This is a genomic window from Bordetella avium (assembly GCF_034424645.1).
Classification (GTDB): domain Bacteria; phylum Pseudomonadota; class Gammaproteobacteria; order Burkholderiales; family Burkholderiaceae_B; genus Bordetella; species Bordetella avium.
Genome location: NZ_CP139969.1, coordinates 2,736,597 through 2,762,478, shown reverse-complemented (window position 1 = coordinate 2,762,478; position 25,882 = coordinate 2,736,597). Strand labels below are relative to the sequence as shown.

Genomic DNA, 25,882 nt, shown 5'->3' with positions numbered 1-25,882 from the left:
CCAATCACAAATTTTGATGTGCCCGATCAGGCCGGGGCTTTGCGCATCTGCTCAGCCTGCGCCAGCAGCGTTTTCTGGATCTGGGCCTGGATCGTGGCGGCCTGATTGTTCAGCGCCTGGAGTTGTTGCAGCTTTTGTTCGGGCGCAGCGCTGCTGGCGCGCACCCGCTCCATCTGCTGCATCACCATCTGCAATTGTCGCTGGAGGTCGCGCAAGACTTTCTGCCAGGTTGGTTCATTGCCGGTTTCCTGGGCCTCCGCCTTATTGCCGGAGAGTCGCCCGGCGTAGGGATGGGCGCCGGAAGGAGGGATGATCATGGGGCTGCCTCGTGTGAGATGGGGGAAAGTCCTGATACGGCAGTCCGAGGAGGAACTTAAACCTCGCTTGTCCCTGATCTGATCGTGCCTTTACACTTCGCCCCGACCTTTCCTTCTCTTCTGTCGGATCTTATGTCCAACTCTTATTTTCCGCGCTGGCGGTTGGCCGATGATGCCGCCCCTGGCGCTATTATCGCGCCCGATGAACGTCTGACCTGGCCCCAAAATATCGCGATGGGTGCGCAGCACGTGGTGGCCATGTTCGGCTCGATGGTGCTGGCGCCCCTGCTCATGGGGTTTGACCCCAATGTCGCCATCCTGATGTCTGGGATAGGCACGCTTATTTTCTTTTTGTTCGTCGGCGGCCGCGTGCCCAGCTATCTGGGGTCCAGCTTTGCCTTCATCGGCGGGGTGATTGCCGTGACGGGTTATGCCGGGAGCGGTCCGAACCCCAACGTGGGGGTGGCGTTGGGCGCCATCATCGCCTGTGGCCTGGCCTATACCTTGATCGGCCTGGTGGTTTGGGTGGCCAATGCGCGTGGGGGGGGCTGGCGCGAGCTGGGTCGAGGCCTTGATGCCGCCTGTCGTGACGGGGGCGGTGGTGGCCGTGATCGGACTGAACCTGGCGCCCATTGCTGCCAAGGGCGCGATGGGCGGTTCCGGCTTTGATGCCGCCATGGCCATTGTCACCATTCTTTGCGTGGGGGGGATCGCGGTGTTCACCCGAGGGATGGTGCAGCGGCTGCTGATCCTGGTCGGCCTTATTCTGTCCTGTGTCATTTACGCGGTGCTGGCTAATGGCCTGGGCTTAGGCAAGCCGATCGATTTCTCGGGTGTGATGGCGGCCGCCTGGCTCGGGCTTCCGCACTTTTCTTCGCCCGTGTTCAAGGCCGATGCCATGGGCCTGATCGTGCCGGTCGCCATCATTCTGGTGGCCGAGAACCTTGGACATCTCAAGGCGGTGAGCGCCATGACTGGCCGCGATATGGACCGTTATCTTGGCCGCGCCTTTGTGGGGGATGGCGTCGCGACCATGGTGTCCGGTGCGGTGGGCGGGACTGGGGTGACGACTTATGCCGAGAATATCGGGGTCATGGCCGTCACCCGCATCTATTCCACGCTGGTATTCGTGCTGGCTGCGCTGATTGCCATCGTGCTGGGGTTTTCGCCTAAATTCGGCGCCCTGATCCAGACCATCCCCGGCCCGGTGCTGGGCGGCATGTCCATCGTGGTGTTCGGCCTGATCGCCATTGCCGGCGCACGCATCTGGGTGGTTAATCAGGTGGACTTCAGCGATAACCGCAATCTCATCGTGGCTGCGGTCACTCTGGTGTTGGGCGCGGGTGACTTTACTGTCAAGCTGGGCAGCTTCACTCTGGGCGGCATCGGTACCGCGACCTTCGGGGCCATCATTCTCTATGCGCTGTTGGGGCGCTCGCGTCGAGCCTGAAGCCTTAGGGATAGGCTTGTCCGGCCTCTGTCGGGGCAGATTTACGGGGGCGTGTGCGGGCGGTGCTCCTGCCCGTCAGCCGGAAAGGCCTGTGCCCTTCTCGCGGTCTTGCCCTGTGAGGAGGGCCAGGATGCGCTTCGGTCCTGGTGGTCCGATCCTAGTTGTCGGGTTCTGGCTGTCGGGTCCGCAGTCAGCCTAAGATTTCGCGCATTCGGAACGTAGGATATTGTCCCCGGTTTCTGTCGATAACATCGGTTTTTTTTCAGAAAAAAGCCGGTAATTGGCGCCGAACAGCCCATAAGTCCGGGGGCTTTCCAGGGGGCTTGCTTTTCCCCTGCAGATTGACCACAATGACAACTTGACTGCCCCGGTTCCGACCCGAGCCGGGGTTTTGTTTTGGCCTGAGCCACGCTGCGCCAAACATGTTTAGCGGTCTGCCCGGGAGTGTTGGGGCCAGCCGCCAACATTCTGACAAACCCTGCTCCGCCCCGGACGACCCCGCCGGCGCGGGGATGAAGTACTGTCTTTTGACAGCGTGGATCGGGCTTCACCGAGACGCCTCTTAGGGGCGTTTTCTACTTTTGCTGGGATAACCACATGTCTGCCATTCCTTTGACAGTGCGCGGGGCCGAGCGCTTGAACCAAGAGCTGCACCGGCTGAAAACCATTGAACGTCCGGCTGTGATCAATGCGATCGCTGAAGCCCGGGCCCAGGGTGACCTGTCGGAAAATGCCGAATATGACGCTGCCCGTGAGCGTCAAGCCTTTATCGAAGGCCGTATCGCCGAGCTCGAAGGCACGCTCTCCAATGCGCATCTGATCGATCCGTCCGCCCTGGATGCGGAAGGCCGCGCCGTGTTTGGCGCAACCGTCGAAATCGAAGACCTGGATTCGGGTGACCGCCTGACCTACCAGATCGTCGGTGACGTCGAAGCCGATATCAAGTCCAACCTGATTTCGGTGTCTAGTCCGGTAGCCCGCGCCCTGATCGGCAAGTCCGAAGGCGATGTGGTCGAAGTGAAAGCCCCTGCGGGCTTGCGTGAGTACGAAGTGATCGGCGTGCGCTACCTCTAAGCGCGTCAAACCGCCCCCCTTCGAGCGGCCGCTTTTTTGCACGGTCGTTGTTGTCTCGAATCCAGGGGGGCGCGGTTTTATCCAGAATTTTTGCTTTGCACCGAGTGCGCGTGCAAATGAAAAAGGAGCCCTAAGGCTCCTTGAAGCACAGGCGCCCCAGGGCTCCTGGAGAACTGCTTATTTGCTCTTGATCACGCGGGCGCGCTGCAGGCCGCCCCGGGCGCTGGTGCCGCTGCGCGCGCCAGCGCGCAAGGACAGCGCGCTGCCTGCGCGGCGCGGAATGCCATGTGCGTCAGCCGCCTTGGGCTTGCGGGTAGACGGGCGCATCGGGCGGCCTTTCTCATTGAGGGGCACGGCGCGCGGCGAGGCCGTTTCGGCCTCGGTGGGCTTGCGCGAGCGGCTCTTCGAGAGCGACTTGCCTTCGGCGGCCATCTTCTTGGGCGTGTGCGGCTCATTGGCGCGGCGCTTGCCGGAAGACGCCTCGGCCGGCGTGGCGTTCGAAGGACGGAATAGAATCAGGGTTTTGCCCAAATGGTGGACCGGCGCGCAAGACAGCGTATCGCAGATGCTCGCGAGCAGCTCTTCGCGGGTGTCGCGGTCGTCGCCGCCAGCCCGGACCTTGATGAGCTCGTGGGCGTTGAGGGCGCGGTCGATTTCTTTCAGGACGGCGTCGGTCAGGCCGGCGTCGCCAATCAGCACGACGGGCTTCAGGGGGTGGGCGGCGGAACGAAGATCGCTACGCTCGCGTGAGGTGAGTTCTAATATAGGCATGCTTGGAATTGTACGGTAATGGCCAAAAAGAAATTCTCCAAAGACTGGATTCATCAGCACATCAATGACCCTTATGTGAAGCTGGCGCAACAAAAGGGCTATCGTGCCCGCGCCGCCTTCAAGCTGATCGAGATCCTCGAAGTCGAAAAACTGCTCAAAAAGGGCGATGTGGTGGTCGATCTCGGATCGGCGCCAGGTAGCTGGTCGCAAGTCGTGCGCGAGCGTCTGGCCGGCCCGGGAGGGGTGGTCGACGGGCGCATCATCGCCCTTGATTTACTTCCCATGGAGCCGATTGCCGGGGTCGAGTTCTTCCAGGGCGACTTCCGCGACGACGAAGTGCTGCATGAACTAGAGCGGCGCGTCGGAAATCACGCGGTAGATCTTGTAATCTCGGATATGGCCCCCAACTTGTCGGGCGTAGGGGTGGCAGATTCCGCCCGGATACAGCACGTCTGTGATCTGGCCCTGGAATTTTCCTGCGCGCATCTCAAGCCTAATGGTGTCTTGATCGTCAAGGCTTTCCATGGCAGCGGGTTCTCGCAGATCGTCCAGTCTTTCAAGCAGCGTTTCAAGCGGGTCGTCGAGCGCAAGCCCAAGGCGTCGCGTGATAAATCCTCTGAAACTTTCCTCGTGGCGCGTGATCTGAAGGACCCGGTCTTGAATCAAACGACAGAATAAGAACCCTGCGGGGGGGGGCCCGCCATGCGCCATCCGGCGCGATCTGCCATGTCAGGGTAGAATGGTTTATTGACTATATATAGCAGGCCGGGCGTTGTTGCGCGCGGGAACGCCGGGTCTGCCGGTCGGAATCGATAGCAGGAGATCGACCTTGAACAATTCGTTTTCTAAAGTTGCGGTATGGATGGTGATCGCGCTGGTCCTGTTCACGGTATTCAAGCAGTTCGACGGACGTGCTCAGAGCCAGGACGGTGTTAGCTATACCCAGTTCATGGATGACGCCAAAGCTGGCCGCATCCGCAAGGTCGATGTGCAGGGCGACGTGCTTTACGTCACGCCTGACACGGGCCGTGCCTATACCCTGACCTCGCCGGGCGATCTCTGGATGGTCTCCGACTTGCTCAAATATGGTGTGCAGGTTTCGGGCAAGGCCCGCGAAGAGCCCTCGCTCTTGATGAGCATCTTCGTGTCCTGGTTCCCGATGCTGCTTCTGATCGGCGTGTGGGTGTTCTTCATGCGCCAGATGCAGGGCGGCGGCCGTGGCGGCGCATTCAGCTTCGGCAAATCGCGTGCCCGCATGCTCGATGAAAACACCAATCAGGTCACCTTCGCTGACGTCGCCGGTTGCGACGAAGCCAAGGAAGACGTTCAGGAACTGGTTGATTTTCTGCGCGATCCGAGCAAGTTCCAGAAGCTCGGCGGCCGGATTCCTCGCGGCGTGCTGATGGTGGGCTCTCCCGGCACCGGTAAAACGCTGCTCGCCCGCGCCATCGCTGGCGAAGCCAAGGTGCCTTTCTTCAGCATTTCCGGTTCTGACTTCGTCGAAATGTTCGTTGGCGTGGGCGCGGCTCGCGTGCGCGACATGTTCGAAAACGCCAAGAAGCACGCACCCTGCATTATCTTCATCGATGAAATCGACGCAGTCGGCCGCCAGCGTGGCGCCGGTCTGGGTGGCGGTAACGATGAGCGCGAGCAGACCCTGAACCAGATGCTGGTTGAAATGGACGGCTTTGAGTCCGGCCAGGGTGTGATCGTGATCGCTGCCACCAACCGCCCCGACGTGCTTGACCCGGCGCTGCTGCGTCCGGGCCGCTTTGACCGTCAGGTCGTGGTGCCGCTGCCCGATATCCGTGGCCGGGAGCAGATTCTCAAGGTCCACATGCGCAAGGTGCCCTTGTCGCCCAACGTTGACGCCACCATTCTGGCGCGTGGCACGCCTGGTTTTTCGGGCGCGGATCTCGCCAACCTGGTCAACGAGGCGGCGTTGTTCGCGGCTCGTCGCAATGGCCGTACGGTTGACATGTCCGACTTCGAAAAAGCCAAGGACAAAATCATCATGGGCGCCGAGCGCCGCTCTATCGTCATGCCCGAGGAAGAGCGCCGCAATACGGCTTACCACGAGTCCGGCCATGCCATCGTGGCCCGCCTGCTGCCCAAGACCGACCCGGTTCACAAGGTCACCATCATCCCGCGTGGCCGTGCCCTGGGCGTGACGATGCAGTTGCCGGAAAGCGATCGCTACAGCATGGACAAGGAGCGCCTGCTGAACACCATCGCGGTGTTGTTCGGCGGCCGTATCGCTGAAGAAGTCTTTATGCATCAGATGACGACCGGCGCCTCCAACGACTTCGAGCGCGCAACGGCGATCGCCCGCGACATCGTCACCCGCTACGGCATGACCGACGAGCTGGGGCCGGTGGTGTACGCCGAGAACGAGGGTGAGGTGTTCCTGGGCCGCAGCGTGACCAAGACGACCCATATGTCTGAGGCGACCATGCAAAAGGTCGACAACGAGATCCGCCGCATCATCGACGAGCAGTACGGCGTGGCGCGCAAGATCCTCGAAGACAACCGCGACAAGGTCGAGGTCATGACTCACGCCTTGCTCGAATGGGAAACCATCGACGCTGACCAGATCAATGACATCATCGAAGGCCGTCCGCCCCGTCCTCCGAAGACCCCGCACGGTGGTCCCTCGGATACCCCGGATGCGCCGGCCAGTGGCGTCGCGGGCAACACGGCTGCTGCGGTGTAAGGCTAGCGCCTGATTCATGGTCCATTCTTTTTTGTGCGGGCGCTTTGAGCTGGATCTCGGGCGCCCGCTTGTCATGGGTATTGTCAATGTCACGCCTGATTCCTTCTCGGATGGCGGCCTGCACAACGACCCGGACGCAGCCATCGCGCACGCCCATGCCCTGATTGCAGAAGGCGCTCATATCCTCGATCTGGGCGGTGAATCCACACGCCCTGGTGCGCCGGCTGTGTCGGCCGACGAGGAAAAGCGGCGTTTGCTGCCCGTCATCGAGGCGCTGCGTGATTGCGGTGTGCCGCTTTCCATCGACACCTTCAAGCCTGAGGTCATGCGTGCGGTGCTCGATGTCGGCGCCGACATGATCAACGATATCTATGGTTTTCGTCTGCCGGGCGCGGTTCAAGCTGTTGCGGACTCGCGTTGCGGCCTGTGCGTCATGCATATGCAGGGCGAACCGGGTACGATGCAGGACGCGCCGCAATACGCCGATGTCCTGGGTGAGGTGCGCGGTTTCCTTGATGCCCGGGCAGACTGCCTGCTGGCCGCCTCGGTGGATGCGCGGCGCATCGTGCTCGACCCCGGCTTCGGCTTCGGCAAAACCGCGAACCAGAATTATCAGTTACTGCGCGGGCTGGACAGCTTGCGCGACTATCCGCTGCTGATTGGTGTCTCTCGCAAATCCATGATCGGCGCCGCCACCGGACGGCCCGTCGGCGAGCGTCTGCCCGGCAGCATTGCCGCCGCCCTGGCCTGTGTGGCCCGTGGCGCTGCTATCGTGCGCGTGCACGATGTGGCCGCCACGGTGGATGCCCTGAAGGTCTGGCAGGCGGCTGAACAAGGAGCCATCTTTTCATGAGTCAACGCAAGTATTTCGGCACCGACGGGGTGCGTGGCGAAGTCGGCGGTCCGGTGATCAACGCGGCCTTCGCGCTGCGCTTGGGTTATGCGGCAGGCCGGGTGCTGGTGCGCCGCAACGCCAGCCGCCAGGGTGGCCGCCCGCAGGTTCTGATCGGCAAGGACACGCGTATCTCCGGCTACATGCTGGAGTCCGCGCTGGAGGCCGGCTTGTCGGCTGCGGGCATCGACGTTGTGCTGGCCGGGCCCATCCCGACGCCGGGCGTCGCCTATCTCACGCGCGCCTTGCGTCTGGTGGCCGGCATTGTTATCAGTGCATCGCACAACCCCTACCAGGACAACGGCATCAAGTTTTTTTCGGCGGAAGGCACCAAGCTGCCTGACGAGGTCGAGGCCGAGATCGAAGCCGCGCTCGAACAGGAGTTGGGCTGCGTCAAGTCGGAGGACCTCGGGCGCGCGCGGCGCATGTCGGATTCGCAAGGCCGCTATATCGAGTTCTGCAAGAGCACGGTGCCGCACTCTCTGGACCTGCATGGTATGAAGCTGGTGGTCGATGCCGCCAATGGCGCGGCCTATCACATCGCGCCCCACGTTTTCCGTGAGTTGGGGGCCGAGGTTTATGCCATTGGTGTGTCGCCTGACGGCTTTAACATCAACAAGGGGGTAGGCGCCCTGCATCCTGAGTCCTTAGCCGAAGAGGTGAAGGCGCGCGGCGCGCACTACGGTATCGCGCTAGATGGCGACGCCGACCGTTTGCAGATGGTGGACGCGAGCGGCCGCATCTATAACGGCGATGAGTTGCTCTACGCCATCGTGCGCGATCGTATGCGTCAGGGCAAGGTGGAAGGCGTCGTGGGCACGCTGATGACCAACTACGGTTTCGAGCTGGCCATGGGCCGCCTGGGCGTCGCGTTTGAGCGCGCCAATGTGGGCGATCGTTATGTGTTGGAGCAATTGCTGGCGCGCGGTTGGCAGTTCGGCGGCGAGAGTTCGGGGCATTTGCTTTGCCTCGATTGCCACACTACGGGCGACGGCACCATCGCCGCTCTCCAGGTTCTGGCGGCATTGCATGCTAATAAAGCCTCATTGTCCGACTGGATTGCCGATCTGCGCCTTTATCCCCAGGTCATGATTAATGTGCCTTTGCAGCCGGGCCAGGATTGGAAGACCCATGCCGGATTGGCGGCCGCGCGCGCAGGGGTCGAAGCCGAGCTGGCGGGCCGAGGCCGTGTGCTGATTCGCGCTTCGGGGACTGAGCCCAAACTGCGGCTGATGGTTGAAGCTGAGGATTTGGCATTGGCTCAGGCGAGTGCACAGAAACTGGCCGACAGTTTGGGCTGAGCCATTTTCAATAAACCTGGATTGCAACGGCCCGCCTTGCGCGGGCCGTTGTGTAACTACGTGAAAACTTGCCGTTTCCTGCGCGCTTGGCGCGGCCGGCGTAAACTTCATAGTCAAGTAATATTTTGGTCAGAATACTGACATGACGCGCGTCCACACTTGCTGCAAATTTAGGAGCCCCGCGCAATGCTTGAGCTAGCCCGCATGGACAAAGTGACCGACGGCACCGGCAGTTGGGCCGGCGGCAGCCAGCGCACCTTGGCGGTGGGGTTGGCTCGCACGCCCGAGGAGGTCGAGCAGATTCTGCGTCTGCGCTACCAGGTTTTTACGCAGGATATGGGGGCGGTGTTCCCGGATGCGCGCGACGGTATCGAGCAAGACCGTTTTGATCGCTGGTGCGAGCACCTCATGGTGACGGAATTGGATACCGGCCGGGTCGTGGGGACTTACCGTATCCTGACTCCCGAAAAAGCCCGAGAAGCGGGAGGCTATTATTCCGAGTCGGAGTTTGACCTGTCCGGCCTGGGGCCGCTGCGCAACGAGGTGGTCGAGCTAGGCCGTTCTTGCACGGATTCCGAGTACCGCAGCGGCACCGTCATCATGCTGCTTTGGTCCGGTCTGGCCGAATACCTGCGTCGTGGCGGCTATCGTTATGCCTTGGGCTGCGCCAGCGTCAGCCTGCGCGATGACGGCGTAACGGCCGCTGAAGTCTGGCGTATTGTTTCCAAGAGCCTGCCCGCCGATGGCGAACCGCGAGTCAAGCCCTTGCATCGCTATCCGGTGGAGCGTTTAGGCAGTGATCTGCCAGCCCGCGTGCCGCCGCTGATCAAGGGCTATCTCAAATTGGGCGCCCGCATCTGCGGCGAGCCGGCCTGGGACCCGGATTTCAATGCCGCCGACTTCCCGGTCCTGATGGACATGGAAATGATGGACGAGCGCTACAAACGTCATTTTGGTTTGATCGAAGACGCGCCTGCGCTGCGTCCCACCGGCACGCGCTGACTACCGCTCGCGTCGCCTGATCATTCGAATCCGGCGACGCGCTCCTCGGCTCAGTGTTCACGCAGCGCGAAAGAGAAACCCACCTTGCCCCATTCGGAGACTTCGCCTCTTAGGGTGAAGTCGGTGAGCGGATGGCTGTCCAGCCACTCGCGGGCGATATCCACCTGAATATCCGTACCTTGGACGTGCAGCGTAAAAGGCAGGGGCGTGTCTTCACGCCTGCGCATGAGCAGCACCGCCATGCGCAGGCAGAGGATGGCGATCCATTGTCCACGGCTGCGCACAAGGGGTTCGGCTTTGGCGAGCTTGCCCTGGTGCGCCAGCGCCAGCATCGCCATCAGACGTTGGTCCGCCTGAGAGAAGCCTGGCATATCGGCGTTTTCTAGCACGTAGGCGCTGTGCTTGTGATAAGCGTTGTGGGCGATCGACAGGCCGACCTCGTGCAAATCCGCGACCCAGCCGATGGCGTTGCGCAGTTCAGCCCGTTCCGGGCCGGCGGGCATCAGTTCATCAAAGAGCGCCAGGGCCGTCTGGCGCACGCGGCGCGCCTGGTTGACGTCGATGTGATAACGCTTCATGAATTGCCGCACCGACTCGTCGCGCTTGTCGTGCTCGTCGTCACGGCCGATCAGGTCGTGCAATACACCCAGGCGTAAGGCGCCATCGCCGGTATGCATGGTCTCGATGCCCAGCTCATCGAAGAGGGCGCTCATGATCGCCAGCCCGCCAGGCAACACGTCGGCGCGCTCCAGTTTGATGCCGGGCAGTTCTGCCGGCACGACTTTGCCGCTGCGGATGATGCGATCTTTGAGTTTGGCCATGCCTGCGGCAGTAATGGCCGGTGCGAAACCGCACTCCGTCAGGATGGCGAACAGCGCCTTCGCGGTGCCGGAGGAGCCGTAGGCCTCTTTCCAGCCGGTCTTGCGGTATTGGCGCGAAATTACCTCGATTTCGCGGCGGGCCGCGATTTCGGCCTGTTTCATGGCGTTGCCATCGACGCGGCCGTCAGGGAAAAACTGACGGCTGTAGCTGACGCAGCCCATATAGAGGGAGGACATCAGGCCAGGCTCGAAACCTTTGCCGATGATGACTTCGGTAGACCCGCCGCCGATATCGATCACCAGCCGCTTATTGGCCGAGGGGGGCAGGCTGTGCGCCACGCCGGTGAAAATCAGGCGGGCCTCTTCGCGGCCGGCGATCACTTCAATGGGAAAACCCAGGGCGGCTTCGGCGCGGGGCAGAAAATCAGCGGTATTGCGCGCGACCCGGAAGGTGTTGGTGGCGACCGCACGCACCCGGTTGGGATGAAAGCTGCGCAGGCGCTCGCCAAATCGCTCCAGCACGCTGACAGCGCGGTCGATGGCGTCGTTGGCCAATATTTTGTCCTGGCCGAGTCCGGCGGCCAGGCGCACAGTTTCTTTCAGGCGGTCGATTTGATATATCTGCGCCACGCCGTCTTCTTGGACGACGCGGCCGATAGAGAGGCGGAAACTATTGGACCCCAGGTCCACGGCAGCCAGAAGATGATCCATGTGTTCGCGGGTAAGACGTGACGGTTTGATTATAGAGACCCCATGTGACAAGGCCGGCCGGTCTTTCGTTTTCCTCAGTATATCGGCCTCTGTTATGTGTCCCGAATTTGTCGTACCCTATGAAAACCGGGCCGCGTCATAGAAGTGTCACGATTTTGCAGTAAAACCAGAGGCTGTGAAAAACCCCGGCTCACAGGCTGGTGCATCTTTATCACTTGAGGGGGAGCCTTCGGCTCCGGATGAGGTGCCTTGCACGGTCTTGCCGCGAGCGGTGGGGCTGGCGCCTTGGCGCGTGGTCTCTTTGTATGGAACTCAGAATGTCCATCCGTTCGTTTGACGAACCTTTGCTGCTGAACCGCGAACTGTCCTTGCTCAAATTCAACGAGCGCGTACTGGCGATGGCCGAAAACCCCGATACGCCTCTGTTAGAGCGCCTGCGCTACGTCTGTATCGTGAGTTCCAATCTGGACGAGTTTTTTGAAATTCGCATATCCAGTCTGAAAGAGCAGCAGCGCCAGAGCCCCAAGGTTGTCGGGCCGGATGGCCGCACGCCCGATCAGGCTTTTGAGGAGGTTCAGGTCGCCGTGCACCGCCTGGTAGCGCGGCAATATGATCTGCTCAATGATCAGATTCTGCCGCGTCTGCAAAAAGAGGGCATTGTCTTGCACCATGCCTCTGAATGGAATGAAGAGCAACTTGCCTGGGCGCATGAGCTCTTTAACCGCGATGTCATGCCCCTGCTCACGCCCATCGGGCTGGACCCGGCTCATCCCTTTCCGCGCGTCTATAACAAAAGCCTGAACTTCATTGTGGCGTTGTCGGGCGCGGATGCCTTTGGGCGTCAGGCATCCATCGCCGTGGTGCAGGCGCCGCGCGCGCTGCCGCGTCTTATCAAAATGCCTTCCGAGTTGTCTGGCCATCCGGAAGGCTATGTACTGCTGACCTCCTTGTTGCGCGCTTTTGTCGGCGAGCTCTTCCCTGGCTTGGAAATGCTGGGTTGCTATCAGTGGCGCGTGACACGTAACAGCGACCTGTTTGTTGATGAAGAAGAAGTCACCAACCTGCGTCATGCCTTGCAGGGCGAATTGTCGCAACGCAATTTCGGCGCAGCCGTGCGCCTGGAAATCGACAAGCTGACGCCGCCGGAACTCGAGAGCTTTTTGCAGCGCGAGTTTTCGCTTACGCCAGCCGATACCTATCGCGTCAATGGGCCAGTCAATCTGTCGCGACTCATGCAGCTTTGCAATGTGGCGACCCGGCCCGAGTTGCTGTTTCCCGGCTATCTGGCGCCGGTTCCCGCTCCGCTGGACCGCATCGAAGACAAGCCTGCCGAGTTGTTCGCCGCCGTCGCCGAGCGCGACCGTCTGCTGCATCATCCTTACCAGTCCTTCCAGCCGGTGATCGATTTTCTGACCGCCGCCGCGCTGGACCCTGATGTGATGGCCATCAAGCAGACCATCTATCGGACGGGCGAAGATTCCGAACTGATGAAAATCCTGCTGGCCGCCGCGCGCGCTGGCAAGGAAGTCACTGTGGTTGTGGAGCTGATGGCCCGCTTTGACGAGCAGACCAATATCAATTGGGCCGCCCGTCTGGAAGAAGTGGGTGCGCATGTCGTATACGGCGTCGTGGCGCATAAAACCCACGCCAAGATGGCGCTGGTGCTGCGCCGCGAAAAGGGCCGTCTGCGCCGTTATGCCCATTTGGGCACCGGCAATTACCATCCGCGCACCGCTCGTCTCTATACCGATTTTGGCCTGTTGACGGCCGACCCGCGTCTTTGTGAGGATATGGACAAGGTGTTCGGTCAACTGACCGGCTTGGGCGCGCGGCGCGAACTCAAAGCGCTGCTGCAATCGCCGTTCACCCTGCATCAAGGCATGATTGATCTGATCCGCGCCGAGGCCCGCGCCGCCAAGGCGGGCCGCCGTGCGCGCATCATGGCGAAAATGAATTCCCTGCTCGAAGAAGAGGTGATTGCCGAGCTTTATAAAGCCAGCCAGGCAGGGGTCAAGATCGACCTGATCGTGCGAGGTGTTTGCGCCTTGCGCGCGGGCGTGCCAGGCCTGTCGCAGAACATACGCGTGCGCTCCATCGTGGGCCGTTTTCTGGAGCATTCGCGGGTGTTTTACTTTTACGCCGATGGCCAAGAAACCACCTATCTTTCCTCGGCCGACTGGATGGACCGGAATTTCTTCCGCCGCGTCGAGGTGGCTTTTCCGATCTACGACAAAAGCCTCAAGAAACGCGTCATCGACGAGGCCTTCACCTTTGCGCTGCGCGACAACCAGCTGTCCTGGCAGCAGCGCGCCGACGGCGATTACACCCGAGTGCAAAGCCGCCGCCCGCCTTTTAACGTGCATCAGTATTTAATGGAGAAACTGGGGGGCTAGTGGCGGTGTCGCTCACAATGATCAATGGCCATTCAATCCTTGTCCGCCCTTTTTTTGAGGGGCGATTGTCCGGCCGTCTCGCCGCTTTGTGACCCTAGACTTAGGCTTGTGGTCGGCGTGACAGCGGCCTTACCGGTATAGATGGTGATTTGGGGACGGCCAAGTCGGAGGGCGCGCAGGCTGGCGGCCAAGTCATCACGCAGTTTTGGCCCCGCGCAGGGTGTCGTGGCGCAGTCGACCAGGGTGACTTTTTTTAAGGTGGCTCCCAGCGTGAAAGTCTGGTTGACTTGTCGGATTAGTTCCGCCGTTTCCTTCGTGGTGAATCCCCCGATGACAGGCTTTCCTTTGTAAAAACTGCCATGGCCGACGAGTTGGATCTTCTGCGGGCCCGGCCTGATCTGCTTACCTATCGTGTGGACATAGACGGAGTCGCCTATGTCCATGCTTACCCAGACGCTATTCGTCGAATGTTTGGTGCTCAGGCTGCGTGCGACTTCCTGGTTGAAGGGGTCGTTTCGAGTTGCAGCACGATACGCGAGCGATAAGGATCCCGACTGCTTGCAACAGTGCTAGGGATGCCGTTGGTGGGCTGAGAGGGTAAGCCGGAATCAATGTCGTCATTGGCCGCTATGGGCTCACCATCGCTATCCAGGCAAGTGCGGCATGCAATAAAGTGTATGGCCTTATAGGGATGACCCGTTGCCTTTACCATTTTCAGCACATCGGAGAATCGGGCGGAGGGATTCTCAGGCTTTGCTGCGGTAATGACATCAAAACGGGTATTGACCATCCCCGCGTGCGCGCTTTCCAACATATCGACGTCTTCGCGCTCTAGATCGTAGTCAGGGACCCGCGTCCCTGCGGCAGCGACTTCGACGCGTTGCGTTTTTTTTGCGAGAAACTGCCTGTATTGATGAAACGCAGAGCCAGCTGCCTGGGCGGCATGCCGAATCTCCTTGCGGCTCGAGAAGTCAATGGCAGGCATGCCCCGCAAAGCCAGATCGGGGGCTGCCATGACTTGTTCTAACGCGATTCCGTGGGTTGGTTCTCCATGACGGCTGTAAAAATAAATCGGCGCCACTCCATGAGGAATGCGCGTATAGCCGATGTCGTCACTCGGGCTGTCCAGGTGTGGGGGAGTCCAGGATCCGTGCGCTAGCACGATGAGCTGATCCGCCGTCCCATTCTGCGTGATTTCTACTTTGTCATTGCCCATCAGGGTGACCCCGGAAGTGGGGTGGGGCGTGCTGAATTGAATAACGGGCGTTTTAGTGTTTTTGCCGGGTGATGCAGGAGCGTTGTTGTGGCGGGGTTTGGAGCAGCATATTCCCAAGCCTCCCTCCTTGACCCGTGTTTTTTTGCCCAGGCTGCTGACATCGACCTTGCCGTCATAAGCAGACACGACAGCGTGCGGCGCCTGTTGGCGCAGCACACCGCGCAACTGACTGGCGATATCGCGGCCTGCGCAGGCGCCGGTGTCGCAGCCGACTAGGGCCACTTTATCGAGCTTGGCGTCGGCGCCCAGCCGAGGGCTTAAGTCTTGAATCATGGCGGCCAGGGTTGCGGCATTTTTGCCGCCTAGCGTCGCTTCGTCGTGCGAGCCATGCCCGACGAACTGGAGTTTGATGCGGCCGTCGAGCCGGGGCATCGTCGCGGTCGCAGTCCGCCAGGCCTCTTGGGTGGCGGCCGCGAGCACGATGCTGTTTGCGGCATGTTTGCCGGCCAGCCGCGCTGCGGCGGTTTGCGTGGCGGGGTCGGTGGCCAGCGGCACAATCAGCCTATGCTGGTAGCGATCGCCGGGAGCAAGCGAAGGCCCGCTCGCCTGGGAGGACCGCTGCGGTGTTTTATGTTTGGGGATTGCGCCGCTCAGTGCGGGCCTGTCCTGTCCGTGCGAGGGGGGAGGACTGGGGAAGTCTTGGATCTCGACGCGGCTTTTCAGGATGCGCCTAACTTCGTCGCTCAGCCGGTTTCTTGCGCAGGCGGCGGTGACGCAGCTCACGAGGCTGACTTTCTCCAGCCATGCGCCAGGCTCAACAGCCGTGCTCGCAGTACGTATGAACTGTGCCGCTTCGCGCGCGGTGATGCCGCCGATGATGGGCGTTCCCTTGTGTTGACTGGCATTGCCCACTAATTGAATCTTCTGCGGGCCAGGTTGAATCTGCTTGCCAGCGCTGACCAGGCTCACGCGATCACCGGGTCGAAGACGGAGCCAGGCAGTGTTTTCGGGGTGTCGGGCGGTCAGGCGACGCGCGGCCTTTTCATTGGCCAGATCGGCGTCGAGTTGAATGACGACGCGCGAACCATAAGGGTCCGGAAGCGGTGAAACCAGGGGGGGACTCTCAGGGCGGGCGTCATCGAGCGCAACAAAGATAATGTCGTTGCGGGCAGGTATTGGCCGGCCTTGCGCATCTCTACAAATGCGGCAGGGCAGAAAATGGATGGCTTTGTACTGGCTGCCTGTCGCCGTCGCCATGTTCAGTACGTCCGAAAACGGTGTCGTGCCACCACGGTCCGTCGCGGTAGCGACATCAAAACGCGGGTGGAGATTTCCGGCATGCGCGTCGCTGAGTAAACCGAAGTCCTCGACTTTGAGGTCGTAATTTGGCACCCATGATCCGGGTGGCGCGACTTCGACTCGCTGCGCCTTTTGTGCACTAAAACGTTTGTGATCGTGGAATGAAAAACCGTTTTTTTGCGCGTTGTAGCGCAGTTGCTTGCGGCTCGAGAAAGTGATGGCGGGCATGCCTTGCAAGGCGATGTCGGGCGCCTCCAAGATCGCTTGCAACGCGGCCCCATAGCTGGTTTCTCCATGACGGCTGTAAAAATAGACAGGCGCCAGCTCTTGGGGGATGCGCGTATAGCCGCTGTAGTCTCGCAGACTGTCTAGGTGTAAGCCTGTCCACGAGCCGTGAGCCAGAATAATCAGTTGATCTGCCGTCCCATTCTGCGTGATTTCTACTTTGTCATTGCCAAGCAGCTCGTAGCCCGATGTGGGATGCGTAATACGGTAGCGAATCAGAGACTGAGGCGCTTCGAGTGATTCTTCTCGCGTCGCAGTGGCGCTGTCGTGGCGCGGTTTGGAGCCGCCTATGCCCAAACCTCCCTCGGTCACACGTAATTTTTTGCCCAGGCTGCTGACATCGACCCTGCCCTCATAAGCAGACACGACAGCCTGCGGCGCCTGTTGGCGCAGCAGGCCGCGCAACGGGCTGGCGATATCGCGGCCTGAGCAGGCGCCCGTGTCGCAGCCGACCAGGGCCACTTTATCGAGCCGGACGCCCAGCCGAGGACTCAGGCCTTGAATCATGGCGGCCAGGGTTGCGGCATTTCTTTCTCCCAGCGTGCTCTCGTCGTTCGAGCCATGCCCGACGAACTGAAGTTTGATGCGGCCGTCAAGCCGGGGCATCGCCTGGGCTGCGGTCCGCCAGGCCTCTTGGCTGTCGGCCGGGAGTAGGATGCTGTTTGCGGCATGTTTGCCGGCCAGCCGCGCTGCGGCGGTTTGCGTGGTGGCGTCAGCGCTCAGCGGCACAATCAGCCTATGCTGGTAGCGATCACCAGTGGCAAGCGGCAGAGAAGGGCTGCGCTCCCTAGGTGCCCGGCTGTCTGGAATCGATGCGCTTGGCGCAAGTTCGGTGCTCGAGGTTCCGCTGCCGCTCGATGGGCTTTTTTTCTGACCTACATCAGGAGCGCTGGTCGCGAGAGCTTGCGGATCGCTTTGCCCTGCACCCAAACCCCTGTCGCCGAGCACCTGCAGGTTCAAGGTTTCGGGGGCGGCTCGAAGTGCGTTCAGCTCCTGTGGCACGCATCTTCCAGCATCGCAACTGACCGACCTGATCTTGCTCGAGTCCGGCGGCGCTTTCGCTGTGGCTTGCGCCTCCTGAAGGGGGGCGTGCGCAGCGACCTTATCCGGCAGGAGTTCGGCGCTACTGGGGCCGACCCGGTTACGTTTGAGGTCCATAGCCGTGAGGCCATCGAGCTCGCCCCGGGCCATTTTCTGTTTGGCTTGCTTGCTGCCTACATCCAGCTTGGAGAAGGTGATCTGGATGTCGTTCTGGGCCCAGCGCCGCTTGTGCTGGACGACCTCTTGTTGAGTGGCCTGCTGCATGAGCGGCCCTTCGGTGGCGGCCTGTAGTGTGCCGTTGCCCCGCGTTTGACCTATATCCACGGTCGCGTTCAAAGTAGCGGCGTAGTGCTCGCCCGCGATGCGGCCCGCATTGAGTGTGAGGGTGGGCAGGCTGCTCGATTGCGAGATGCCGGCCGAAGCCCCGCCGTAGCCGCCGTCATGATCGCGGGATGCTTGCAGGGTCCGGGCGATCAGCTTGCCCCCGATGTCTACCGAGGAGCCCGGGCCCGCCGCCGTGATGGCCGCGCCGGTGAGGGCGGCGTCGCGCCCGACCCGCATCGTCAGGCGCTGGCCGGCGTGCAGGCCGGCGGCCTGTGTGGTGGTGTCGTAGTTGTCGTGTTCGTGATGCACCGTGACGCCGGCATTGAAGAGGACCGCGCCCAGGGTGCGGGTGTTCACGCCCGCGCCTGCCGACAGGCTCCAGTCTCCGCCGTTGGAGGCGCTGCGCTGATGGTCTTGCAGGGTGTCGAGACGCAGCGACCCGCCGGCTTGCACCGTGAGCGCTTGATCGGCCTGCGCGCGTGTGCCGATCAAGTTCGTGTCGCCGCCGGATTTCAGGGTGATGTGCTGAGCCTGGATTTGGCTGTTGGCATAGCGCCGTGCCTCGAGTTGGCTGGTGGTGTGCGAGCCGCCCAGGCTGACATTGCCGCTGGCGCCGCAGGCGCCCTGGACCGCATTGCAACTGGCGCTGTAGTTCATATAGCCCGACAGGCTATGGGACTGGCTGCTGGCGGACTCGGTGCTTTGCGCGCTGCGGATGTGCAGGGCGTGGGCGGCATCGAGCACCACCGACTCGCCGCCCGCAAAGCGCGCGCCCACGAGCTCGATGTCGCCCTGTGTGCTGGTGAGGTGCAGGTTGCCGCCCAGGATGTGGCTGTTCTCGCTTTGCTGGTGGTGGTCGCTGCGGCCGTAACTCAGCTCGGCGCCCAGGCTGGCCGAGACCTCGCCGGTGTCGTTGAGCACCAGATTGCTCACATCGCCGACGGCCTGCAAGGCGGTCAGCCCGGGGTCCACCTCGGCCTGCTGGCCCTGCTGCGCGGTGGTGCCGATATGGGTGGCGACATCGAGCAGGGAGGATCGGGCATTGGCCTTGAGCCCCACGAAGAAGCCGCCGCTTTCTTCCTGCGAGCTTGCCGTGTCGAGGTAGCGGGTGCTCTCGATGGCCTGGGCCGAGATCGCCAGGGTGCCGGCGTGGGCGGCGGTGTCCTGGGCGCGATCGGCGTTGATATCGGCGCCGCCCAGGTCCAGGCGCCCGCCGACTTCGAGCCTGCCCGCACCGAGGTTGAGCTGGGCATTGTGATGGGTTGTCGCCTGGGAGTGGGCGTGCGCGTAGGAGAAACTGATCCCGGTGCGCGCCTCGGCGCCCGACATCGCGCCCTGACCGGCCGCGCTCTTGTGGCCCGAGTACTGATTGGCCGTGGCGCTGGCTTCCTGGCCGCCGGCGCCCGCGCGCGCGCCGATCATGAGTTCGAAGGCTATATCTTGCTGCGTGGACATGGTGTGGCGGGCCGAGGCCACGGCCACCATGTCCCCGCCGATCTGGCCCGTGGTGCGGCGGGCCTGTATCTGGCCGCCGAGCAGGCCCAGGTCATGACCGATATTCAAATCCAGCGTGTCGGCCTGTATCGTGCTGCCGGCCCCCTGGTTCTGGGTGTGGCGGGCATTGGACTCGGCAAAAAACAGCGTCAGAAAGTCGCTGTTGAAATGGTGTTCGCGTTGGCCCGAGGCTTGGCGCACTTCGCCCAGGTAAGCATTATTGGCCTGGAGAGCGACGCGCTCGCCCGCGAGCTGGGCGCCGCGCATAAGGAGGTCTTGTCCGGCCTGCGCGGACAGGCTGTCGCCCGCGAACACGCCGGTGTGCGTATCGCGGCGGAACTGGCCCTGGCCGTCGGCGGCGCGCCCGGTGACGATCTCCAGCCTGTGCTGCGCCGCCAGCGTCACGGTCTTGCCCTGGATGACGCCGCCCTTGATATAGAGATTGCGCCCGGCGATGTCCACCGCCTCATCGGCCTGCACGCCGCCCCGTACGCCGTCGCTATTGACGATTTGCACATCGTTCGCCCCGGCCTGCAAGCGCACGGTGCGGCCCGCGATCCAGGCGTTATTCTGCTGGATAGCGCCGCCCTCGACCCGGATATCGCCTGCCGAGGCCAGCGCTGCGCCGACCGCGGGCTGGGCGCGCGTCCCTTGGCCGAGATAGACCTGGGGCATCAACACGGACTGGCCGTCGATCTCGTGCCAGGTATACCAAACGATATCGTCCTGAAGCCGGGCCAGTTGCTCGGCCGTGGGCGCCACGCCCACTTGCAGCCCGAGCGCCGCCTGCGCCTGCGCGGCGTTGTCCATCAACTGCCGGGCGAGGTTCGTGTGCGGCATACGCGAGAGCTGCGCGCCCATCAGCCGCTCGGCCTGACGCCGGATAAAGCGGTCATCAAAATAGTTATCGCCTGCGACATACATCGGGGCCTGGGGCCGATAGCCGACGCGCTCAAAGAAGTAGGCCGAGCCATAGAACCGGCTCGGGTCCACGAACGGCACCCGGGTCTCGTAATAGGGCGTGGGCACGGCGCCTACAGGGCCCGCATGGCCGAACAGATGGTTGTTGGCTAGCAGTTGCGCCAGCGTGTCGGCAAAGTCGTCGGCCTCCTGGGCGGGCAAGGCCGGTGAGGGCGTTCCGCTTGGCGTGGCGTGGTTCGCACCCTCCGGCGGCGTGGCAGGGTCGGCTTGTGGATGCTGTGTGTTGGCCTGCGTCGGTGCTGGCGATGGGCTCAACGATGTTGCAGGCGTTGCTGGCAGCGGCTTCCACCCCTGTTTGGCCGTTTGCATGGCGGCGCGCAACGCCGGGTCCAGGCCCGCCTCCAAATGAGCGGGCATGGCCTCGCCGTTTTGCAGGCCGCCCTGTATCGTCACCCCCTGGTTGCCGCCGATGACGGCCGTCTGCGCGGGATAGATGGGCAGGATGCCGCCGCGCTCGCCCTGGATCAAGGCCTGCCAGCGTTGGCTGCGCTCGTCCTCGCTCAGGCCGCGCCAGTCACCGCCCAGCGCCTGCGCCAGCGCGCTGGAGAGCGCGGGCGCCTGGCGCATATCGGTCAGCGCCAGGGCGGTGCCCAGCCAGGCGTTTTTGTAGTCGTAAAGCCCCCAGATCTTGTACCAGTTGTCGCTCTCCTTGGGATGCCGGGTCAGGGCATGGTCGAGCAAGGCGTACAGGCTTTGCTTGCGTACGATGGGGCTCAGGCTGGCCGCGCTGTCCCATATCTCGTACGGGACCGGGATGCGCTGGAAGTAATCGATGAGCGACAGCGGCTTGAAGGGGGAGGTGTTGCGCACCTGGGCGTCGATGTCCTGCTGGCCCTGGGCGGTCAAGCGGCCCTGGTTCAAAACCTGGTTGGGCTGGCCGTGGCGAGCGCCCTGGTTCACGGCCATGGCCCCGCCGGCGTGAATGACGCCCTGCTCGGCCTGCAAGGTCGAGACGATGTCGCCGCCGGAGAAATCGCCGATCTGGAGATGGGCCGAACGCAGAAACCGTCCCACCGAATACCTCGCGCCCCGCACCCGGCCGCCCTGGCTGGGATCGACCCGGACATCGCCGCTGACCTCGGCCAGGTTTTGCAAATCGGGCGTGTCGATCTGCATTGCCGCGCCGCTCTCGATGCGGCCCAGGCGGTTGATCAGCTGACCCCGCGCTTCGATGGCCATGGCCCCCTGGGCATAGATCAGGCCATGGCGTGCGTTCAGGAGATCCTGGCTGGCCAGCCCCAGGTCTTGCGCGCTCCAGATCAGCGCGCCCGTCCGGTTGCGGATGGCGCCTTGGGCGCGCAGCACCAGGGTCTGGCCGGCGGTGATGGCGCTGGCGTTGTCCAGATCGCTTTCGGTGGCCTGCAGGGTGAGGGCGGCGGGCGAGGCGAGCGGGGCGGCCACGGTGATCGCGGGGCTGCTGATGCGCAGGGCGCTGCTCGCCTGGGGCGCGGCGGCGCGGGCGTCCAGGGTCAGTGGCTGCGAGGTGCTGAGTCGGGTGTTCTGACCTGCCATCACGCCGGTGTTGGCATACGTGCCCGTGGCGATATCCAGCCTGCGCTGCGCCTCGATGCGCCCCGTGTTGGCCAGCGCGCCGGGGGTTTGCGCCAACAGGTCTTGCGCTTGCAACGCGCCGCTGTTGTCCAGATGGTTGGCCTGCACGGCTAGCAACTGGCCGCCGACGATCTGGCCGGTGTTGAGGAGCGCGCCTAGGCTGTGCGCGCGGAGTTCGCCTTGGCTTCTGATCCGGCCGCTATTGCGCAGCGTGGTCTGGCTCAAGAGCCTCAGATCGCCCGCAACCGTTTGCATTGCGCCGCTGTTTTGCAGCGCGGCCGCTTCGGCCTGCAAGCGCTGGCCGCGTAACTCGCCGGCATTGTCCAGCGTGGCGGGTGTCTTGATCACCAGCGCCCGGCTGGCCTCGATGCGGCCGGCATTGTGAGCCGCCCCGCCGAGCTGCAACTGGATCTCCCCATCGCGGGCCGCAAGCAGGCCGGCCTGCGCCAGGCTGCCCGCTCGCAGGCGCGCATGGCCTTGATCCAGGGTTAGCGTGGCGGCCTTGGCGCTGCGATACCCCTGGGCCAGTGTGATGCGGATCGCCTCGTGCTCCGGGACGCCCCGCACGCGCCATACGCCCGCATCCCAACTCAGGCTGCGCCCCTCGATGGTGAGCCTGCCCGCCTGCCCCTGGCCCTGCACCTGAATCGCGCCGCCTGCGTGCAACGCGAGCGCCTGCCTGGCCAGGGTCTGGCTATCGGCTGCGCCCAACTCCAGGTCCTGGCCCGCCTGGACACGGATCTCGCCCCGCGCGGCGCTTGTGCGCAGGCTGACCTGGCCGTCGGCCTGCACGATGAGGTCCTGGGCCGAGGCCAGCACCCCTTGCATGCGCACCCCGGCGCCCGAGCCGCTGGCGCGCAAGCGGATGTAGGCCCCGTGCATGGCGCCCAGCGCCGAGCCGGCGATCAAGGCCGGCGTTGCCGTCTCCAGCGTCTGGGGCATGACCTCCCGCAGAGCCGCATCGTAGCGGCTCGCGCCCGCTTGCAGCCGCAGCGCGGCGGGCGCGCCGCCCGAGCCCGGGGCGATCGCGCCCTGGACCCGAATCGTGTGGGCGACCACATCAAAGGCGGCAAGCCCATCGGTGTTGACGCCCTGCGCGCCAAGGGTGACCTCGCCCTGGCGCACGTCCAGCAACAGCCTGGGCGCGCCCTCGAGCACCCGGCCCGTGGACAGGGTCAGGGCCGAGACATTGATCGTTGACAGACCGTCGGCCTGGATGCCGTTGGGGTTGGCGATGACCAGGGCCGCGCGCGGACCGAAGACCTCCAGCGCCCCGCTCAGATGGCTGGGCGCCAGCCCCTGCACCTCGGCGAGAATCAGGGCGGCCGAGGGGCCGCCGCTCAGCCGCGGGTTGCGTAACAACTGCCCGGCCAGCTGCGAGCGCCCGTCGCGGGTGCTGTTATTGAACACCGCGCCCGGCTGCCGGGTGTCAAAAGAGGGAAAGGGATTGCGCGAGACGCCTTGGGCATCGGGCGGCGCGATAGCGATCACCGCCACGCCATTGGGCGCGGTATCGATCGATACCCGGCCATCGGCCGCTAGTTGCTGCGCCAGCGCCGAGTCCAGACCGGCGAAAACCAGGCTGGCCGCCAGGGGCAGCAAACGCCAGCGTTGGCGCCGCCCGCCCCGCCGGCCTGAAGCGCCCACGCTGCAAAGGATTTCAGCGACGGGCACACATTGACGGGTATGGTGACTCCAGCGCAGACGGTAGCAATGGGTATTCATGGGGGGTAACACAGCGCCGCGCGGCGTCAGAGTAGGGGTAGCCGGAAAAATAGCCCCAGGCTTAAAGGAGGAGGGTAAGAAGGGTTTTTTTAGGAAAGACGGCAGGGATGGCGACGATATCGTCCGGATGGGCCGGTCCTGGCGCCGTGGCGATTGCTGCCACGATCCAGGGCAGCAATCGCGGCTTGCCGACGAGAGGGGCGGATCATCCCCATAAAAAGGGCGGAATATGACTGTCACTATCTTGTCATCTTGCTTCCTTAAGATTCGCTTCGTCAGCCAAGAACGGGCATACAGCCCGCAGATTTTTATCCAGAGCACAGAAGGAACCCCTAATGTTCAAACGTGTCTTCAAGCAAGTTTCGATGGGCGTGGCCCTGAGCGCCGCTGTTTTTGCCGTTCATGCCGCCGACATCACTGGCGCAGGCGCCTCCTTCCCCTACCCGATCTATGCCAAGTGGGCCTCCGACTACAAGGCTGCCACCGGCAACAGCGTGAACTACCAATCGATCGGCTCGGGCGGCGGCCAGCAACAGATCAAGGCCAAGACGGTCGATTTTGGCGCTTCGGACGATCCTTTGAAGGCTGAAGACCTTGAGCAAAACGGTTTGCTGCAATTTCCGGCCGTGATCGGCGGCACCGTCGCGGTCGTGAACCTCGACGGTGTGGCCCCTGGCCAACTGAAGTTGTCGGGCAAGGTTTTGGCCGACATCTTCCAGGGCAAGATCACCAAATGGGATGATGCCGCCATCAAGGCGCTGAACCCCGATGTCAAGCTGCCCTCGGCCGACATTGTTGTCGTGCACCGTTCGGACGGTTCGGGTACCACCTTTGGCTGGACCAACTATCTGTCCAAGGTCTCGCCCGACTGGAAGAGCGCCGTGGGAGAGGGCAAGGCCGTCAAGTGGCCCGTCGGTCAAGGCGGCAAGGGTAATGAAGGCGTTGCCGCCTACGTTGGCCAGTTGAAGAACTCGATCGGCTATGTTGAATATGCCTACGCCAAGCAGAACAAGCTGGCCTGGACCCAGTTGCAGAACAAGGCGGGCAAGTTTGTTCAGCCTGAGCAGAAGGCCTTTGCCGCCGCCGCTGCCAATGCCGACTGGAAGAGCGCGCCTGGCATGGGCGTGGTGCTGACCGACGAGCCGGGCGCCGATTCCTGGCCTGTGACCGCCGCCACCTTCATTCTGGTGCACAAGGTTCAGGATAAGCCTGGCCAAGGCAAGGGCGTGCTGGAATTCTTCGACTGGGCCTTCAAGAATGGCGCCAAGTCGGCTGAAGCCCTGGACTACGTGCCGCTGCCGGAAGCCGTCACCAACGAAATCCGTAGCGCCTGGAAGACGGTCAAGAGCACTGACGGCAAGGCGGTTTACTAATCAGGAAGTGCCTGGAGTGTGGCCTCTGCCAGCGGGCAGAGGCCGGCAGGCTCTCCCGCAGGCAGCACCTGGCCTTGTCGCAGTCCCTTCTTTTTCAGCTCTTGTTGCGGCGTCAAAAGGAAAGCATCTCCATGAGCGCGGTAATGGATAATAGTGTGCCGCTGCCAACCGGCAAGGCGGACACAACCACCGGCACGCCTTCGCCTATGAAGCAAAACCGTAATGCGCTAATGGATGCGCTTTTCAAGAACCTGACTCGCCTGTTCGCCTTCTTGGTGTTTATCCTGTTGGCGGCGATTCTGGCTTCTCTCGTCTATGGCAGCCGTGAATCGCTGGCCAAATACGGCCTGTCTTTTTTGTGGCTCAATGATTGGGACCCGGTCCAGCAAAGCTATGGCGCAGTCGTGCCCATCATCGGCACCCTGCTGACCTCGTTTATCGCGCTGGCCATCGCCATTCCGGTGTCCTTCGGCATTGCGGTATTCCTGACCGAACTTGCCCCTGCCTGGCTGCGCCGTCCTTTGGGCACGGCCATTGAAATGCTGGCGGCCATCCCGTCCATTATTTATGGCATGTGGGGCCTGTTTGTCTTCGTGCCCGTGTTCCAGCAATACGTGCAACCCCTGATGATCGCCACACTGGGCAGCATCCCCGTGGTCGGCAGCCTGTTCGCGGGCCCGCCCTTCGGCATCGGCATTTTCACCGCAGGCCTGATCCTGTCCATCATGATCATCCCCTTTATTGCGGCGGTGATGCGCGATGTGTTCGAACTCGTGCCGCCCATGCTCAAAGAGTCCGCCTATGGACTGGGCAGCACAACCTGGGAAGTGATGTGGCGAGTCGTGCTGCCGTTTACCAAATCGGGCGTGATCGGCGGCGTCATGCTTGGCCTGGGCCGTGCCTTGGGTGAAACCATGGCGGTCACCTTTGTGATCGGTAATGCCTTTCGCTGGTCGGGTTCTTTGTTCTCGCCGGGCAACTCCATCGCCTCGGCCCTGGCCAACGAATTCAACGAAGCAGGCGGCATCCAGAAGGCCGCCTTGCTGGAGTTGGGCCTGATCCTGTTCCTCATCACCACGGTTGTGCTTGCGCTGTCCAAGGTGTTGCTGGCTCGCCTCTCGGCCTCGGAAGGCCTCAAGACCTGACCG

The 25,882-nt window shown here is 62.7% G+C and carries 14 protein-coding genes and 1 pseudogene; 10 read left to right on the top strand and 5 right to left on the bottom strand.

Annotation, left to right across the window (positions count from 1 at the left end; genetic code table 11):
• Positions 1 to 26 precede the first annotated feature (26 nt).
• Positions 27 to 317: a hypothetical protein gene (locus U0029_RS12775; RefSeq protein ID WP_012416616.1), complete on the bottom strand. Its 291-nt coding sequence runs from the start codon at positions 315 to 317 to the stop codon at positions 27 to 29.
• A 132-nt stretch (positions 318 to 449) separates the two neighbouring features.
• Here U0029_RS12775 and U0029_RS12770 point away from each other — a divergent pair.
• A pseudogene (locus U0029_RS12770) lies at positions 450 to 1,767 on the top strand (solute carrier family 23 protein).
• 597 nt (positions 1,768 to 2,364) lie between these two features.
• A complete protein-coding gene (greA, locus tag U0029_RS12765) occupies positions 2,365 to 2,841 on the top strand; it encodes a transcription elongation factor GreA (RefSeq protein WP_114852681.1) in 477 nt (158 codons plus the stop codon).
• A 177-nt stretch (positions 2,842 to 3,018) separates the two neighbouring features.
• On the opposite strand, the gene U0029_RS12760 is transcribed toward greA, so the two are convergent.
• Positions 3,019 to 3,612 carry a YhbY family RNA-binding protein gene (locus tag U0029_RS12760; RefSeq protein ID WP_012416619.1) on the bottom strand — a complete coding sequence of 198 codons (594 nt, stop codon included), beginning with the start codon at positions 3,610 to 3,612 and terminating at the stop codon, positions 3,019 to 3,021.
• A gap of 18 nt (positions 3,613 to 3,630) precedes the next feature.
• Between U0029_RS12760 and U0029_RS12755 the strand changes: the two genes are divergently transcribed.
• The 5 genes from U0029_RS12755 (at position 3,631) to U0029_RS12735 (ending at position 9,520) form a co-directional block, all read left to right on the top strand.
• Positions 3,631 to 4,290, top strand: coding sequence for an RlmE family RNA methyltransferase (locus U0029_RS12755; protein ID WP_012416620.1), 660 nt, complete (start codon positions 3,631 to 3,633; stop codon positions 4,288 to 4,290).
• Between the two features lie 151 nt (positions 4,291 to 4,441).
• Positions 4,442 to 6,325, top strand: coding sequence for an ATP-dependent zinc metalloprotease FtsH (ftsH, locus tag U0029_RS12750; protein ID WP_012416621.1), 1,884 nt, complete (start codon positions 4,442 to 4,444; stop codon positions 6,323 to 6,325).
• 16 nt (positions 6,326 to 6,341) lie between these two features.
• Positions 6,342 to 7,178, top strand: coding sequence for a dihydropteroate synthase (gene folP / locus U0029_RS12745; RefSeq protein WP_012416622.1), 837 nt, complete (start codon positions 6,342 to 6,344; stop codon positions 7,176 to 7,178).
• Positions 7,175 to 8,518, top strand: a complete 1,344-nt coding sequence (gene glmM, locus U0029_RS12740; RefSeq protein ID WP_114852682.1) for a phosphoglucosamine mutase — start codon at positions 7,175 to 7,177, stop codon at positions 8,516 to 8,518. Before folP ends, glmM begins: the two co-directional genes overlap by 4 nt.
• 186 nt (positions 8,519 to 8,704) lie before the next feature.
• Entirely contained in the window at positions 8,705 to 9,520 is an 816-nt protein-coding gene (locus tag U0029_RS12735) for a GNAT family N-acetyltransferase (protein WP_012416624.1), read from the top strand.
• Between the two features lie 50 nt (positions 9,521 to 9,570).
• On the opposite strand, the gene ppx is transcribed toward U0029_RS12735, so the two are convergent.
• Positions 9,571 to 11,052, bottom strand: coding sequence for an exopolyphosphatase (ppx, locus tag U0029_RS12730; protein ID WP_012416625.1), 1,482 nt, complete (start codon positions 11,050 to 11,052; stop codon positions 9,571 to 9,573).
• A 317-nt stretch (positions 11,053 to 11,369) separates the two neighbouring features.
• Here ppx and ppk1 point away from each other — a divergent pair, with 317 nt between their 5' ends.
• Entirely contained in the window at positions 11,370 to 13,445 is a 2,076-nt protein-coding gene (gene ppk1 / locus U0029_RS12725; protein ID WP_012416626.1) for a polyphosphate kinase 1, read from the top strand.
• A gap of 32 nt (positions 13,446 to 13,477) precedes the next feature.
• Here the strand turns inward: ppk1 and U0029_RS12720 are convergent, their stop codons facing one another.
• Entirely contained in the window at positions 13,478 to 13,927 is a 450-nt protein-coding gene (locus tag U0029_RS12720; RefSeq protein WP_114852683.1) for a C80 family cysteine peptidase, read from the bottom strand.
• The gene (locus U0029_RS12715; RefSeq protein WP_115600719.1) at positions 13,924 to 23,361 is read right to left on the bottom strand and encodes a C80 family cysteine peptidase; all 9,438 of its coding nucleotides are present in this window, start codon (positions 23,359 to 23,361) and stop codon (positions 13,924 to 13,926) included. Before U0029_RS12715 ends, U0029_RS12720 begins: the two co-directional genes overlap by 4 nt.
• A gap of 335 nt (positions 23,362 to 23,696) precedes the next feature.
• Here U0029_RS12715 and pstS point away from each other — a divergent pair, with 335 nt between their 5' ends.
• Both pstS and pstC read left to right on the top strand, forming a co-directional pair.
• Complete coding sequence (pstS, locus tag U0029_RS12710) at positions 23,697 to 24,734, top strand: phosphate ABC transporter substrate-binding protein PstS (protein WP_012416627.1); 1,038 nt, start codon at positions 23,697 to 23,699, stop codon at positions 24,732 to 24,734.
• Positions 24,735 to 24,865: 131 nt separating this feature from the next.
• Positions 24,866 to 25,879 (top strand): phosphate ABC transporter permease subunit PstC, encoded by a 1,014-nt coding sequence (gene pstC / locus U0029_RS12705; protein WP_114851921.1) that lies wholly within the window; start codon positions 24,866 to 24,868, stop codon positions 25,877 to 25,879.
• Positions 25,880 to 25,882 lie beyond the last annotated feature (3 nt).